Below are 13,156 nucleotides of genomic sequence, written 5' to 3' on the forward strand. Positions count from 1 at the left end.
TGCTTTTTAGTCTTTCTTTTCTTTGTCCTATCTAGTATGCTCATGTTTTTTCGCTTCTTTTTTTTTTTTTCAACAGAAAAGGGGAAACAAAGTTTTTTGCCTGTCTCGTGGGGTCGGGGATGTGTTTAAGAGAAAACAGTGCCCCTGTCGCCGCTCTGCGGCGGGCCCGCCGCAGAGCGGCGACAGGGGCACTGCTCGCCGCCGTGGTCGCGGGCACTCTGCTGGCGGGCTGCACCTCGACCGGTACGGACAGCGACGACGAACGGGGGCAGGGCGACGGTCGCCGGGACGAGCGGACCAGCGCTCCGCCGACCGGATCCGTGCTCGCCGTGAAGATCGACAACGTCTCCGCAGCCCGCCCCCAGACCGGCCTCGACGCCGCGGACATCGTCTACGCCGAGCAGGTCGAGGGCGGCCTCAGCCGGCTGATGGCCGTGTACGCCACCCGGTTCCCGGAGGCGGTCGGACCGGTGCGCAGCGCCCGCGAAACCGACCTGGAGCTACTGCGCCAGTTCGACGAGCCGACCCTGGCCTTCTCGGGTGCGCAGAGCAAGCTCCTGCCGCTGATCGACAGGGCGCCCCTGCACGCGAAGACCCCCGGGGACGCCGACGCCGCCTACTTCCGGGGCGACGAGAAGCCCGCCCCGCACAACCTGTACGTGCGCCCCGGGAAACTGATCGATTCCCCGCCGGGCGCCGACGCCCTCACCACCGGCTTCCGCTACGGCCCCGCGCCTTCGGGCGGCACCCCCGAGGACTCCCGCACCGTCCGCTATCCGGCGGCCCGCTTCACCTTCACGTGGTCCGACGACAGCCGCAGCTGGCAGGTCGCGATGGACGGCAGAGCGACGGTGACCACCGACGACGTCCGCGTCGCCCCGGCAACGGTGGTCGTCCAGTACGTGACCGTCCGCGCATCACAGTTCCGCGACTTCCTCGGCAACAACACCCCGTACACGCAGACGGTCGGCTCGGGCCGCGCGGAGGTCCTGCGGGATGGCAGGGTCTTCGACGCCGGCTGGGAGCGGAAGACCGCGGCCGACGGCACGGACTTCACGACGACGGACGGCGAGCCGATGAACTTCGCCGAGGGCCAGGTATGGGTGGTGTACGCCGCCGACCGCTCGTAGCGGCGTGCCCGGCCGAGCCAGGGGGTGCTTCGAAAGTCCCGCACAGCACCCACGGCACAGGACTTTCGGAACACCCCCTAGCGGAGCGCCTCAGCCGGGCTGCGCAGTTCCTCCGCCGCGTCGGCCACCCGCCGGATCAGCTCGAAGAACAGGCCCTGCTCCTCCGCCGACAACGGGGCCAGGAACACCTGGTTCATCCGCGCCGTCCGCACCGTGAGCCTGCGGTGCGTCCGCAGGCCGTCGTCCGTGAGCCGCAGCTGGAACCGTCGCCCGTCCTGCGGGTCGCGCACCTTGTCGAGGAGCCCCCTGCGCCCGAGCCGGCTGATGACCTCGGACATCGTGGACCGGTCGAGCCCGACCCGCTCCCCCACCGTGCGCTGGTCGAGTCCCGGTTCGGCGACGAGAGTGTTGAGGACCGCGAACTGCGGCGAGGTGATCTCCTCGGAGACCATCACGTTCCACAGCAGGTAGTGGGCCTGCTGCAGCCGTCGGGCCAGGTGCCCGGGGTGGGTGGAGAGGTCCACCGCGGCCATGTGCGCTCCTCGGCTCGGCAATTCGTCCGTGCACTGAACGATACCCACCGCCCCTCGGTGTGTGTCCATAACGCGAACCCTGCGATCTCACCCTTTTCGCAGGTCTTGACGACGGAGCCGACGAGTGGCAGCGTGAAGGAAACTTCACCGAAATGCTCAGTGCCCTGATTAATGGTCACCGGGTGCGCGGACGAGATGGGGCCTCACGGATGGACAAGGTGGTCGCCACAGCCCTGGAGGCAGTGGCCGATGTGCCGGACGGCGCGACCCTCGCCGTCGGCGGATTCGGGCTGAGCGGTGTGCCGAACGTACTGATCCAGGCGCTCCACGAGCGCGGGGTCTCGGGTCTCGGAGTCGTCTCGAACAACTGTGGGGCCATGGAGTCCGGCCTCGCGGTCCTGCTCGCGGCCGGGCGGATCGTCCGGGTGACCGGCTCGTACATCGGGGCGAACAAGGAGTTCGCGCGCCAGTACCTCGCCGGTGAACTGGAGGTCGAGATGATCCCGCAGGGCACGCTCGCCGAGCGGCTGCGCGCGGGCGGCGCCGGCATCCCGGCGTTCTACACCCCGGCCGGCGTCGGCACGCAGGTCGCGGAGGGCGGTCTCCCCTGGCGCTACGACGGCAGCGGCGGCGTCTCGCTGGCCTCGCCGCCCAAGGAGGTCCGCGAGTTCGACGGCGTCGAGTACGTGCTCGAACGCGGCATCCGCACCGACTACGCGCTCGTCCGGGCCGCCAAGGGCGACCGCCACGGCAACCTGGTCTTCAACAAGTCCGCACGCAACTTCAACCCCCTCGCGGCGATGGCCGGCAAGGTGACGATCGCCGAGGTCGAGGAGCTGGTCGAGCCCGGCGAGATCGACCCGGACGCCGTGCATCTGCCCGGCATCTTCGTCCAGCGCGTCATCACCCTCACCCCTGGGCAGGCGGCCGACAAGAAGATCGAGAAGCGGACGGTCTCCGCCGCGGCAGAGGGAACGGTGAGCGAGTGATGGCCTGGACCCGCGAACAGATGGCCGCCCGCGCCGCGCGCGAACTCGAGGACGGCCAGTACGTGAACCTCGGCATCGGCCTGCCGACGCTGATCCCGAACCACCTCCCGTACGGCGTCGAGGTGATCCTGGAGTCGGAGAACGGCATCCTGGGCACCGGCCCGTACCCGACCGAGGACCAGGTCGACCCCGATCTGATCAACGCGGGCAAGGAGACCGTCACCGTCCTGCCGGGGGCCTCCTACTTCGACTCGGCGCTGTCCTTCTCGATGATCCGCGGCGGCCACATCGACGTCGCCGTCCTCGGCGCGATGCAGGTCTCCGCCCGAGGCGACCTCGCCAACTGGGCCATCCCCGGCAAGATGATCACCGGGATCGGCGGTGCCATGGACCTCGTCCACGGCGCGCGTACGGTCATCGTCGTCATGACCCACACCGCCAAGGACGGCTCGGCGAAGATCCTGGAGGAGTGCGCGCTGCCGCTGACCGGCAAGGCGTGCGTGGACCGGATCATCACCGACCTGGGCGTGCTCGACGTGACGCGGGAGGGCCTGGTGCTCGTGGAGACCGCCCCCGGTGTCACCGTCGAGGAGATCGTCGCCAAGACCGCAGCCAAGGTGCGCATCCCCGAGGAGAGCCAGACATGAGCAACGGCCCCAGCAACGGTTCGCGCGGCGGCCTCAAGGACGTCTACGTCGTCGACGCGGTCCGTACCCCGATCGGCCGCTACAACGGCGCTCTGGCGGGTGTGCGTCCCGACGACCTCGCCGCGCACGCCGTCCGTGAACTGCTCGCCCGTACACCTGACCTGGACCCGGCGCGGATCGAGGACGTGTACTTCGGCAACGCCAACGGCGCCGGCGAGGAGAACCGCAACGTAGGCCGCATGGCCGCACTGCTGGCCGGGCTGCCCACCTCCGTTCCGGGTGTGACCGTCAACCGGCTGTGCGCCTCGGGCCTGGAGGCCGTGCTCCAGGCGGCCCGCGCCATCGCGCTGGGCGACGCGCCGATCGCCGTCGCCGGCGGTGTCGAGTCCATGACCCGCGCCCCGTACGTCCTGCCGAAGAACGACCGGCCCTTCCCCGCCGGGTCCACCGAGCTGTACTCGACCACGCTGGGCTGGCGCATGGTCAACCCGAAGATGGATCCGCAGTGGACGATCCCGCTGGGCGAGTCGGCCGAACTCATCGCCGACAAGCACAAGATCAGCCGGGAGCAGCAGGACGAGTTCGCCCTCTCCTCCCACCGGAAGGCGGCCGAGGCGCAGGCCGAGGGGCTGTTCGACGGGGAGCTAGCGCCCGTCCCCATCCCGCAGCGCAAGGGCGAGCCGGTCGTCTTCGGCGCCGACGAGTGCGTACGCGCCGACGCGTCCCTGGCCGCCATGGCCAAGCTGAAGCCGTCGTTCCGGCCGGACGGGGGCACGGTCACCGCGGGCAACGCCTCGCCGCTCAACGACGGGGCCGCCGCGCTGCTGCTGGTGGACGAGGAGGGGCTGGCGGCCACCGGTCGCGAGCCGCTCGCCCGGGTCTCGGCGTCCGGGGTCTCCGCGATCGACCCGCACTACTTCGGGCTGGCGCCCGTCGAGGCGGTGACGCGTGCGCTGGCGAAGGCGGGCAGGGGATTCGGTGATCTGTCGGTCCTGGAGCTGAACGAGGCGTTCGCCGCGCAGGTGCTCGGCTGTGTCGCCGAGTGGCCCGAGTTCGATCCGGCGATCCTCAACCCGCAGGGCGGCGCGATCGCCCTCGGCCACCCGCTGGGCGCGTCGGGTGCGCGGCTGGCCGGAACGGTCGCGCACCAGCTGGCGCGCAGGGGCTCGGGCGTCGGCGTCGCCACGCTGTGCATCGGGGTCGGGCAGGGGCTCGCCCTGGTCCTGGAGCGTTGACGCTCCGCTGTAGCGCCGTTCGAGGACTGCGGGCCGTACGTGGCTGGTCGCGCAGTTCCCCGCGCCCCTGACGGGGCGCGATCCGGCCCCCGACTTCGACGAGACCGACAAGACCTCAGGAACCTCCATGACTCTCACCCAAGCGGACATCGATCGGGAGATCGCGGCCGAACACGCCGCCTACGAGAAGCGGCTCGCCGACGGCGCGCCCGTCGAGCACCAGCCCCGCCGGGACTACGCGCCGTACCGGTCCTCGGTGCTGCGGCACCCCAAGCAGCCGCCTGTCTCCATCGACGTCACCAAGGACCCTGAGCTGGTGGAGCTGTTCTCCCCCGCCTTCGGGGAGCGGGACATCACCGAGATCGACAACGACCTGACCCGGCAGCACGACGGCGAGCCCATCGGTGAGCGGATCACAGTCTCCGGGCGGCTCCTCGACCGCGACGGACGCCCGCTGCGCGGCCAACTGGTCGAGATCTGGCAGTCCAACTCGGCCGGCCGCTACGCCCACCAGCGCGAACAGCACGACGCGCCCCTGGACCCGAACTTCACGGGCGTGGGCCGCACGCTGACCGACGGCGACGGCCGGTACCACTTCACGACGATCCAACCGGGCCCGTACCCGTGGCGCCAGCACGTCAACGCCTGGCGCCCGGCCCACATCCACTTCTCGCTCTTCGGCTCGGCGTTCACCCAGCGGCTCGTGACGCAGATGTACTTCCCGAGCGACCCGCTCTTCCCGTACGACCCGATCATCCAGTCGGTGACGGACGCCGCCGCCCGGCAGCGGCTGGTGGCGACGTACGACCACAGCCTTTCCGTGCCGGAGTTCTCGATGGGCTACGTCTGGGACATCGTGCTCGACGGCCCGAAGGCCACCTGGATCGAAGAAGGGCGCTGACCTGCCATGACAAAGATCGACACCAGTCGCCCCGAGACGGTCCTCCCCACCCCGTCGCACACGGTCGGCCCCTTCTACGGCCACGCCCTGCCCTTCCCCGGCGGCGGCGACATCGCTCCCCTCGGCCACCCCGACACCATCGCCCTCCAGGGCTACATCCGGGACGGCGAGGGCAACCCGCTGCCGGACGCCTTCCTGGAGCTGTGGGGTCCCGACCCGGACGGCAACGTCTCCCGGGTCGACGGCTCCATGCTCCGCGACCCCGCGAGCGGTGGCTTCCTGGGCCGCAACGGCGTGGAGTTCACGGGCTGGGGCCGCATCCAGACCGACGCGAGCGGTCACTGGACCGCGCGCACGCTGCGGCCGGGCGCCCGCGGGCGGAACGCGCCCTACCTCAGCGTGTGCGTCTTCGCGCGGGGCCTGCTGGTCCACCTGTTCACCCGGATCTACCTGCCGGGCGACGACGCCGCGCTGGCCGCCGACCCGCTGCTCTCCCAGGTGGACGAGGCGCGCCGGGGCACGCTGATCGCCGAGGACCAGGGCAACGGCACCTACCGTTTCGACATCCGCCTTCAGGGCGAAGGCGAAACGGTCTTCCTGGAGTTCCAGTGACTTCTGCTGACGCCGACACCGGTCTGCTCGCCCCCGGGTGGACCGGTTCCCCGGCCGCGGCCGCGACGAACGACACCGCCTATCTGCGGGCGCTGCTCGACGCCGAGGCCGCGCTGACCCGCGCCCAGGCCGCGCTGGGGCTCGTCCCCGCCGCGGCCGGGCCCGCGGTGACCTCGGCGGCGGACGCCACGACCCTGGACGTGCGGTCCCTCGCGGAACGCGCGCGCGGCGGCGGCAACCCGGTGATCCCGCTGGTGGCGGACCTCACCGAGGCGGTCGGCCCTGAGTACGGTCCGTACGTCCACCGGGGCGCCACCAGCCAGGACATCCTGGACACGGCGACGATGCTGGTCGCCGCACGCACCCTCGACCTGGTCCTGGCCGACCTCGGCCGTACGGAGGCCGCGCTCGCCGCGCTCGCCGCCGCGCACCGGGACACGGCGATGCCGGGCCGTACCCTCACGCAGCACGCCGTGCCGACGACCTTCGGCCTGAAGGCCGCCGGCTGGCGCTCCCTGCTGCTGGACGCCCGGGACCGGCTGGCCGTCGTACGGGCGTCGCTGCCGGCCCAACTCGGGGGCGCGGCGGGCACCTTGGCGGCGTTCACCGTCTTCGGAGCGACGGACACCCCTGCCCTGAGCGCCGCCTACGCGCGTGAACTCGGCCTCCACGCGCCCGAGTTGCCCTGGCACACCCTGCGCACCCCGGTCGCGGACCTGGCCGGAGCGCTGGCGTTCGCCGCCGGGGCCCTGGGGAAGATCGCGGTGGACGTGCTCACCCTGGCCCGTACCGAGATCGCGGAGGTCGCCGAGGGCAGTGGGGGCGGTTCGTCGGCGATGCCGCACAAGGCGAACCCGGTACGGTCGACGCTGATCGCGGCGGCGGCCCGGCGGGCACCCCACCTGGCGGCGACGCTGTACGGGGCGCTGTCGGCCGAGGACGAACGGCCCGCCGGGGCTTGGCACGCGGAGTGGGAGCCGCTGCGCGACCTGCTGCGGCTGGTCGGCGGTGCCGCTCGGGACGCGGTCGAGCTCACGCGGGGGCTCCGGGTGAACACCGACGTGATGCGCCGGCACCTGGACCTCACCCACGGGTTGATCGTCTCGGAGCGGCTGGCCGCCGAGCTGGCCCCGGTGCTGGGCAGGGCCCGCGCCAAGGAACTGCTGACCCGGACCGCCGAGCGCGTCTACACCGAAGGGCGCCCGCTCGCTGAACTGCTCGCCGAGGAACCGGAGTTGATGCACCTCGACCTCGCGGACCTCACGGATCCCACCCGCTACACCGGCTCCGCCGGAGCCCTCACCGACCGTTCCCTGGAGCGACGTTGACCGACAAGCTGCTCAACCACCGTGCGGAGGGCCCGACTTCCGCTTCCCCGCTGCTGCTCGGCCCCTCCCTCGGTACCTCCATCCGACTGTGGGACAAGGTGGCGCCAGAGCTGTCGATCACACACCGGGTGGTGCGCTGGGACCTGCCGGGGCACGGCGACTCCTCCGCCGGGCTGATCGGGCCGGGCGCGACGGTGGCTGACCTGGGCGCCCTGGTGCTGCGCCTGGCGGACGCGCTGGGCGTGGAGCGGTTCGCGTACGCAGGGGTGTCGCTGGGCGGCGCGGTCGGGCTGTGGCTGGCCGCGCACCACCCGGAGCGGGTCTCCTCCCTGGCCGTGATCTGTTCCTCGGCCCACTTCAACGGCGCCAAGCCGTGGCGGGAGCGGGCGGAGCTGGTGCGCCGGGAGGGGCGGGAAGGGCTGGCCGGGCTCGCGGAGACGGCCGACGCGCGGTGGTTCACGCCCGGTTTCACCGTGCCGGAGCTGGTGGACGACCACCGCCGGGCCGACCCGGAGGCGTACGCCGCCTGCTGCGACGCGCTCGCCGCGTTCGACATCCGCGCGGAGCTGCCCGGGATCACCGTGCCCACGCTCCTCGTCGCCGGCCGCGAGGACCCGGCGACGCCGCCCGCGCATCTGCGGGAGATCGCGGACGCGGTGCCCGGGGCGACGCTCACCGAGATCCCGGGGGCGTCGCACCTCGCCCCCGCGGAGCGGCCGGAGGCCGTACTGGCGGCACTGCGCGGGCACTTCGACGGATACCCGAAGCGCGGGATGGAGGTACGGCGCCAGGTGCTCGGCGATGCGCACGTGGACCGCGCCCAGTCCCGGCAGACACCCTTCACGGCACGGTTCCAGGACTTCATCTCCCGCTACGCGTGGGGCGAGATCTGGACCGATCCGACACTGTCCCGCCGCGAACGCAGCATGATCACACTGACCGCGCTGATCGCCCACGGCCACTACGACGAACTGTCCATGCACATCCGCGCCGCCCGCCGCAACGGCCTCACCCCGGAGGACATCGCCGCCGTCCTCCTCCAATCGGCGGTCTACTGCGGCGTCCCGGCAGCGAACTCGGCGTTCGCGGCGGCGCAGCGGGTGTTGGCGGAGGAGGAGGGGCAGGCCTGAGCTACCCGAGCCGGTCCAGTGCCTCCCTCGCCCGCCTGACCAGTCCGTCCGCGCCACAGGACTCGGCCAGGGTCAGACCCCGGTTGAGTTCCGAGGCCGAACGGATCGCGATGCCGTAGTCCACACGAGCCGCCGCGTGCTCATAGGCGGAGGGCGATGCCGCGAGGTAGGTGACCGCCTTGGCGTACAGGGAGGCGGCCTGTTTGCCGGTGGCGAGGTAGGCCTCCACGCGAAGGGCCTCACCGATGGCGGTGTCCGTACCGAGGCGCTCGGCACGCCGGCGGACGTTCAGGGCGAGCTCCGCGGCGCGGCGCGGGTCCTCGGTGGCGAGGGCACGGGCGAGGTCCGCACCCCAGGGGGCGATGACCGTGTTGTGATGCCCGCGGGAGGCGGCCGCCTTCTCCGCGGCCTCCAACTCGTTGATGCCGTCCTTGGTGCGGCCGACGGCGAGCAGCAGCCGCCCCCGTACGGAACGGGGGTCGGGCAGCACCACGGTGGACGGATACGGCGGCGCGAAGCCGTGTTCCTCCGCGACGTCCCAGGCCTCCCCCACATGGCCGCGGGCGAGCAGCGTATCGACGAGGTTGCAGGTCGACGACCAGTGCAGGGGCAGCCCGCGGCCGACCCGCTCGGCGAAGGCCAGCGACTTGCGCAGCGACTCCTCCGCTTGCTTGAGGCGGCCCCGCATGCGGTGACCGTGCCCGACGTAGGCGTGGGCCAGAGCGAGATGACCACCGCTCCACCCGGCGGTCTCGTAGGTGCGCAGGGCCTCGGTGTAGAGGCTTTCCGCCCTGTCGAGCCGGTCCGCGTAGGCGTACGCGATGGCCAGCATCAGGGGGAGTTCGATGTCCCACTCGCTGTCGGTCCAGCCGAGACCCGGCGCCAGTCGGCCGTTGACGAGTGCTCGGTCGCAGAACTCGACGACCTCTTCGGCGTTCTCACCCCGTACCACCGCCTCGAAGCCACGCAGGATGAGCAGGGCGCGCTCGGAGTTGTCCTTCCCCGTGCAGGTCGCCGCGAGGGCCGACAGCTCCTGGGAGTGGGTGGGTGAGAGTTCCACGTCGGCGTGGATGACCTCCCACATGTAGTGCGCGGCCTGCAGCCGCATCCGGGCCGGCCCCGGTTCCAGACGGGCGGCCTCGGCGTCGACCGTACGGACGGCCTCATCCAACTGGTCGTTGTGGAGGAGCGCCTGGGACAGACGGAAGACCGCGTCCACGCGCTCGCCCTCGTCGAGACCCGGTTCGGCGAGCGCCGAGCGGAGGTACTCGACGGTGGTGGCGGGCGAAGTGAGCAGAGTGGCACAGCCCAGCTCGTACAGCACGCGGGCACGGACCTCCGGCTCCGGCGGCTCCCTCAACGCACGCTCCAGACAACGGCGGGCCGCGTCCGGGGCGCCCACGGCGAGGTGCTCGCGCGCGGCGGCGCGCAACTGCTCGACCAGCTCGGGGTCGCCGTCGGCGTGCACCTCGACGAGGTGGCGCGAAGCCGCGGCGGCTCCACGGCCGGACTCGCTCACGACCGTCGCGGCCACACCGTGGAACGCGGTGCGGATGCCGGGCGGGATCGATTTGTACACCGCGGTGGCGATCAGGGGGTGCACGAACTCCAGATCGCCGTCCTCCGCCCGGCTGTTGACCGGACTCGGTTCGGTGAGAATGCGTGCCTCGGTCAGCAGGTCGGCGCACTCGGCCGCCGTCTCCCTGCTCAGAGAGGCGAGCCGAGCGACGATGTCCACGGAGATACCGGTGTGCAGGATGGCCGCGGCCCAGGCGAAGCGGGTGGCGTCGACACCCAGGCTCTCCAGCCGGGCGACGAGGCCCCGGCCGCGTGCCGAGTGGTTCAGAGCGCGCAGTTCGGCGGCGGAGCCCTCGACCGGTTCGAGGGAACTGTCCTGCACCTTCGCGAGCAGTTCGACGGTCTCGTACGGGTTGCCGCCGGTGACTGCCCAGACCTCGCGACAGAACGGGTCGTCGGCGTGCCCACCGACCGTGGCACGGGTGAGTCCGGCGGTGGCCGCGGGGGTGAGCGAGCTGAGCGGCGCGATGGGACGGGCCTTCGAGGCGATCCGCGCGAGATGGCGGGCGCCTTCCCCGGTCGCCTCACCGGGACGACGGGCCACCACGACAAGGACGCACATCTCCGTCAGACGATCGACGACCGCGGACAACCAGTGGAGGGTCTCCTGGTCGATCCAGTGCGCGTCGTCGATGAGCAGCACGAGGGGCCAGGTACGCCGTGAGAGCCGGTTCACCGCGGCCACCAGTCCGTCGCACACGGCCTCCGGGTCGGCGGTCCCCGCGCCCGGCTCCGTGAGCCCCAGAGCGGGTCCGGCGATGTCGTACCAGTCACCCAGGTACTCGCGGATCTCCTCCTCCAACAGGCCGATCAACGCGGGCTGCAGCAACTGCCGTACGACGTTGAAGGGGACGGACGTGACGGTCTCGCCGCCGCGTGCGTACCACGCCGTGCAGCCTCGCTCCTCGGCGATCCGGCGGGCCTCGGCCAGGAGGGCGGTCTTGCCGATGCCCGCCTCACCGCTGAACACCAGCACACTGCCCGGGGATGCCTTGTCGACACGGAGTTCGTCGATCGCCCGTGCGATGGCGGCGATTTCCGCGTCGCGCTCCCACAGGGAAGCCGAGGCGGCCTCGTCGGGCCGGCCCTCCGTCATCCCGTTACCTCCCCAGCGTCGCCCGAAGGACGTACAGGTCATTGAGCGTAGCCCCCTGGCTGCCGAAGTGGAGGCCGGTCCGGGCACCTATGGCCGTGTCGGGTGACACCGCGCGGTCCGTGGGCGACGCATCCACGCGCCCACCTGGCGCGTTGGACGTGATGGCCAGTCAACTTCCCGTGATCGAAGCCCGATTTTCCGGTTCTGCGGTGGTGGGCGTTCCCATCCCCGAAGGAGACGGCATGACCGCACCCCACCCCGGCCGGGGACCCCGTTCCGTCGGGGCCGGGCGGCCCCGCAGGGCCCTGTTCGCGGGGGCCGTGGGGTCATCGAGTGGTACGAGTTCGGCGTGTACGGGTACTTCGCGACGATCATCGCCGCCCGCTTCTTCACACCGGAGGGCGGCGGCGAGGCCGAGGGGCTCGTGCGGACGTACGCGTCGTTCGCGCTGGCGTTCTTCTTCCGGCCGGTGGGCGCCGCCCTGTTCGGCAGGCTCGGTGACCGCGTCGGCCGCCGCCCGGTGCTGGTGCTGGTGCTGGTGCTGGTGCTGGTGCTGGTGCTGGTGCTGGTGCTGGTGCTGGTGCTGGTGCTGGTGCTGGTGCTGGTGCTGGTGCTGGTGGTGATCGTCCTGATGACGGTCGCGACGACGCTGATCGGCGCGCTCCCCACGTACGACACCATCAACGCCGCCGCGCCCTGGCTGCTCACGCTGCTCCGGGTGATCCAAGGGCTGTCGGCGGGAGGGGAGTTCGGAGGTGCGGTGTCGGTGATGACGGAGTTCGCGCCGCCGGGCAGGAGGGGACTGTACGGGGCGTGGCAGTCGTTCACGGTGGCGCTGGGGCTGCTCGGCGGGGCGGGCATCGCGGCACTGCCGGCCACGGTCCTCTCCCCCGGGGAGCTGGAGTCCTGGGGGTGGCGGCTGCCGTTCCTGTCGACCCTGCCGCTCGGCATCGGCGCGCTGTGGCTGCGGTTGCGACTGGACGAGACGCCGGCCTTCCGGCGGGAGAACGAAGGCGGAACGGCACCGGTGCGACCTCCGGTCCGCGAGACCGCCCGGGCCATCGCGCTCGGCGCCGGGCGCGTCATGGGCTGGGCGGCGGCCGGTCACACCTTCCTGGTCGTGCTGCCCTCCTATCTCCAGAGCAGCCTGGACGCCATCTTCCGGCAGGCACTGCTGGCCACCGTCCTGGCCGAGTTCGCCGAGCTGTCCCAGGCAGACGTCGTGGCCACCCTCACGCGGCTGAGCGCCCGGACGGTGGCCGACGCCACCCGCGCGGTACGGGCCACGGAGGTGGTCGTGTCCGGAGGCGGCACGCGCAATCCGACGCTGATGCGGATGCTGGACGTCGAGTTGGCGGACGTACCGCTGCGGGTGTCGGACGAGTGGGGGCTCCCGGCGGACGCGAAGGAGGCGTACGCCTTCGCCGTGCTGGGGTTCCTGACCGTCCACGGGCTGCCGGGCACCGCGCCGTCGAGCACGGGCGCCCGCCACCCCAGTGTGCTGGGATCGGTGACACCGGGCCGCCGGGGGCTTCCCCTCCCGGAGCGGATCAGCGAGTTCGGACACGGGTCGCCGCCGGGGCACTCGGCTCCGTCCCGCGCTCCTCGGCAGCCGATGCGGCTCGTCATCGAGACGGACTGAGCCGGCCCGCCGGGTCGCCGCACACCCCCGCCACCACCACGGCGGGCGCGAATATCCGCCCCTCTCATCCGGTTTTCACTCCGGCCTCATACGGTTGCCCCATGACGCAGGTGACTCCTCCCGGCTGGTACCCCGACCCCGGGCAGAAAAGTGACGCGCCCGCCACCGAGCGCTGGTGGGACGGCAAGGCGTGGACGGACCAGGTCCGACCCGTCGCTTCGGCCGCGGGGTTCGGTCCGCCGGCCTACCCGCCGGGCGCCGGGCCCTATCCACAGGGGCCCGGCGCCCGGCGGGAAGGCGCGGTGCCCTGTGTCTTAAACAAATTTGACACAGCA

The 13,156-nt window shown here is 71.8% G+C and carries 11 protein-coding genes and 1 pseudogene; 10 read left to right on the forward strand and 2 right to left on the reverse strand.

What is annotated here, in order from left to right; genetic code table 11:
• The first annotated feature begins 119 nt into the window (after window positions 1-119).
• Window positions 120-1,130 carry a DUF3048 domain-containing protein gene (locus P1P70_RS29190; protein ID WP_319242937.1) on the forward strand — a complete coding sequence of 337 codons (1,011 nt, stop codon included), beginning with the start codon at window positions 120-122 and terminating at the stop codon, window positions 1,128-1,130.
• A 77-nt stretch (window positions 1,131-1,207) separates the two neighbouring features.
• Here the strand turns inward: P1P70_RS29190 and P1P70_RS29195 are convergent, their stop codons facing one another.
• The gene (locus P1P70_RS29195) at window positions 1,208-1,663 is read right to left on the reverse strand and encodes a MarR family winged helix-turn-helix transcriptional regulator (protein WP_319242939.1); all 456 of its coding nucleotides are present in this window, start codon (window positions 1,661-1,663) and stop codon (window positions 1,208-1,210) included.
• Window positions 1,664-1,872: 209 nt separating this feature from the next.
• On the opposite strand from P1P70_RS29195, the gene P1P70_RS29200 reads away from it, so the two are divergent.
• The 7 genes from P1P70_RS29200 to pcaD all read left to right on the forward strand — a co-directional run bounded on the left by P1P70_RS29200 (window position 1,873) and on the right by pcaD (window position 8,505).
• On the forward strand, window positions 1,873-2,652 hold the full coding sequence (locus P1P70_RS29200) for a CoA transferase subunit A (RefSeq protein WP_319242941.1): 780 nt from the start codon (window positions 1,873-1,875) through the stop codon (window positions 2,650-2,652).
• A complete protein-coding gene (locus tag P1P70_RS29205; RefSeq protein ID WP_319242943.1) occupies window positions 2,652-3,299 on the forward strand; it encodes a CoA transferase subunit B in 648 nt (215 codons plus the stop codon). Before P1P70_RS29200 ends, P1P70_RS29205 begins: the two co-directional genes overlap by 1 nt.
• Window positions 3,296-4,534 (forward strand): thiolase family protein, encoded by a 1,239-nt coding sequence (locus P1P70_RS29210; protein WP_319242945.1) that lies wholly within the window; start codon window positions 3,296-3,298, stop codon window positions 4,532-4,534. The genes P1P70_RS29205 and P1P70_RS29210 overlap by 4 nt, the downstream gene beginning before the upstream one ends.
• A gap of 127 nt (window positions 4,535-4,661) precedes the next feature.
• Window positions 4,662-5,435, forward strand: a complete 774-nt coding sequence (gene pcaH, locus P1P70_RS29215; RefSeq protein ID WP_319242948.1) for a protocatechuate 3,4-dioxygenase subunit beta — start codon at window positions 4,662-4,664, stop codon at window positions 5,433-5,435.
• Between the two features lie 6 nt (window positions 5,436-5,441).
• Window positions 5,442-6,047 carry a protocatechuate 3,4-dioxygenase subunit alpha gene (pcaG, locus tag P1P70_RS29220; RefSeq protein WP_319242950.1) on the forward strand — a complete coding sequence of 202 codons (606 nt, stop codon included), beginning with the start codon at window positions 5,442-5,444 and terminating at the stop codon, window positions 6,045-6,047.
• A complete protein-coding gene (pcaB, locus tag P1P70_RS29225) occupies window positions 6,044-7,375 on the forward strand; it encodes a 3-carboxy-cis,cis-muconate cycloisomerase (protein WP_319242952.1) in 1,332 nt (443 codons plus the stop codon). The genes pcaG and pcaB overlap by 4 nt, the downstream gene beginning before the upstream one ends.
• Window positions 7,372-8,505: a 3-oxoadipate enol-lactonase gene (pcaD, locus tag P1P70_RS29230; RefSeq protein ID WP_319242954.1), complete on the forward strand. Its 1,134-nt coding sequence runs from the start codon at window positions 7,372-7,374 to the stop codon at window positions 8,503-8,505. Before pcaB ends, pcaD begins: the two co-directional genes overlap by 4 nt.
• Window position 8,506: 1 nt before the next feature.
• Here the strand turns inward: pcaD and P1P70_RS29235 are convergent, their stop codons facing one another.
• Entirely contained in the window at window positions 8,507-11,179 is a 2,673-nt protein-coding gene (locus P1P70_RS29235; protein WP_319242956.1) for an ATP-binding protein, read from the reverse strand.
• Window positions 11,180-11,421: 242 nt separating this feature from the next.
• Between P1P70_RS29235 and P1P70_RS29240 the strand changes: the two are divergent.
• Together P1P70_RS29240 and P1P70_RS29245 are read left to right on the forward strand one after the other, a co-directional pair.
• Window positions 11,422-12,821, forward strand: a pseudogene (locus tag P1P70_RS29240) (anhydro-N-acetylmuramic acid kinase).
• A 101-nt stretch (window positions 12,822-12,922) separates the two neighbouring features.
• Window positions 12,923-13,156: DUF2510 domain-containing protein (locus tag P1P70_RS29245; protein ID WP_319242958.1), on the forward strand; the 234-nt coding region annotated here is incomplete at its 3' end.

It is taken from the genome of Streptomyces sp. MB09-02B (assembly GCF_033794485.1).
Classification (GTDB): Bacteria; Actinomycetota; Actinomycetes; order Streptomycetales; family Streptomycetaceae; genus Streptomyces.

Excerpts from the sequence above, each read along its gene's own strand:
- P1P70_RS29190 (WP_319242937.1), top strand. The coding sequence starts at position 120 with ATGTGTTTAAGAGAAAACAGTGCCCCTGTCGCCGCTCTGCGGCGGGCC.
- P1P70_RS29195 (WP_319242939.1), bottom strand. The coding sequence starts at position 1,663 with ATGGCCGCGGTGGACCTCTCCACCCACCCCGGGCACCTGGCCCGACGG.
- P1P70_RS29200 (WP_319242941.1), top strand. The coding sequence starts at position 1,873 with ATGGACAAGGTGGTCGCCACAGCCCTGGAGGCAGTGGCCGATGTGCCG.
- P1P70_RS29205 (WP_319242943.1), top strand. The coding sequence starts at position 2,652 with ATGGCCTGGACCCGCGAACAGATGGCCGCCCGCGCCGCGCGCGAACTC.
- P1P70_RS29210 (WP_319242945.1), top strand. The coding sequence starts at position 3,296 with ATGAGCAACGGCCCCAGCAACGGTTCGCGCGGCGGCCTCAAGGACGTC.
- pcaH (WP_319242948.1), top strand. The coding sequence starts at position 4,662 with ATGACTCTCACCCAAGCGGACATCGATCGGGAGATCGCGGCCGAACAC.
- pcaG (WP_319242950.1), top strand. The coding sequence starts at position 5,442 with ATGACAAAGATCGACACCAGTCGCCCCGAGACGGTCCTCCCCACCCCG.
- P1P70_RS29235 (WP_319242956.1), bottom strand. The coding sequence starts at position 11,179 with ATGACGGAGGGCCGGCCCGACGAGGCCGCCTCGGCTTCCCTGTGGGAG.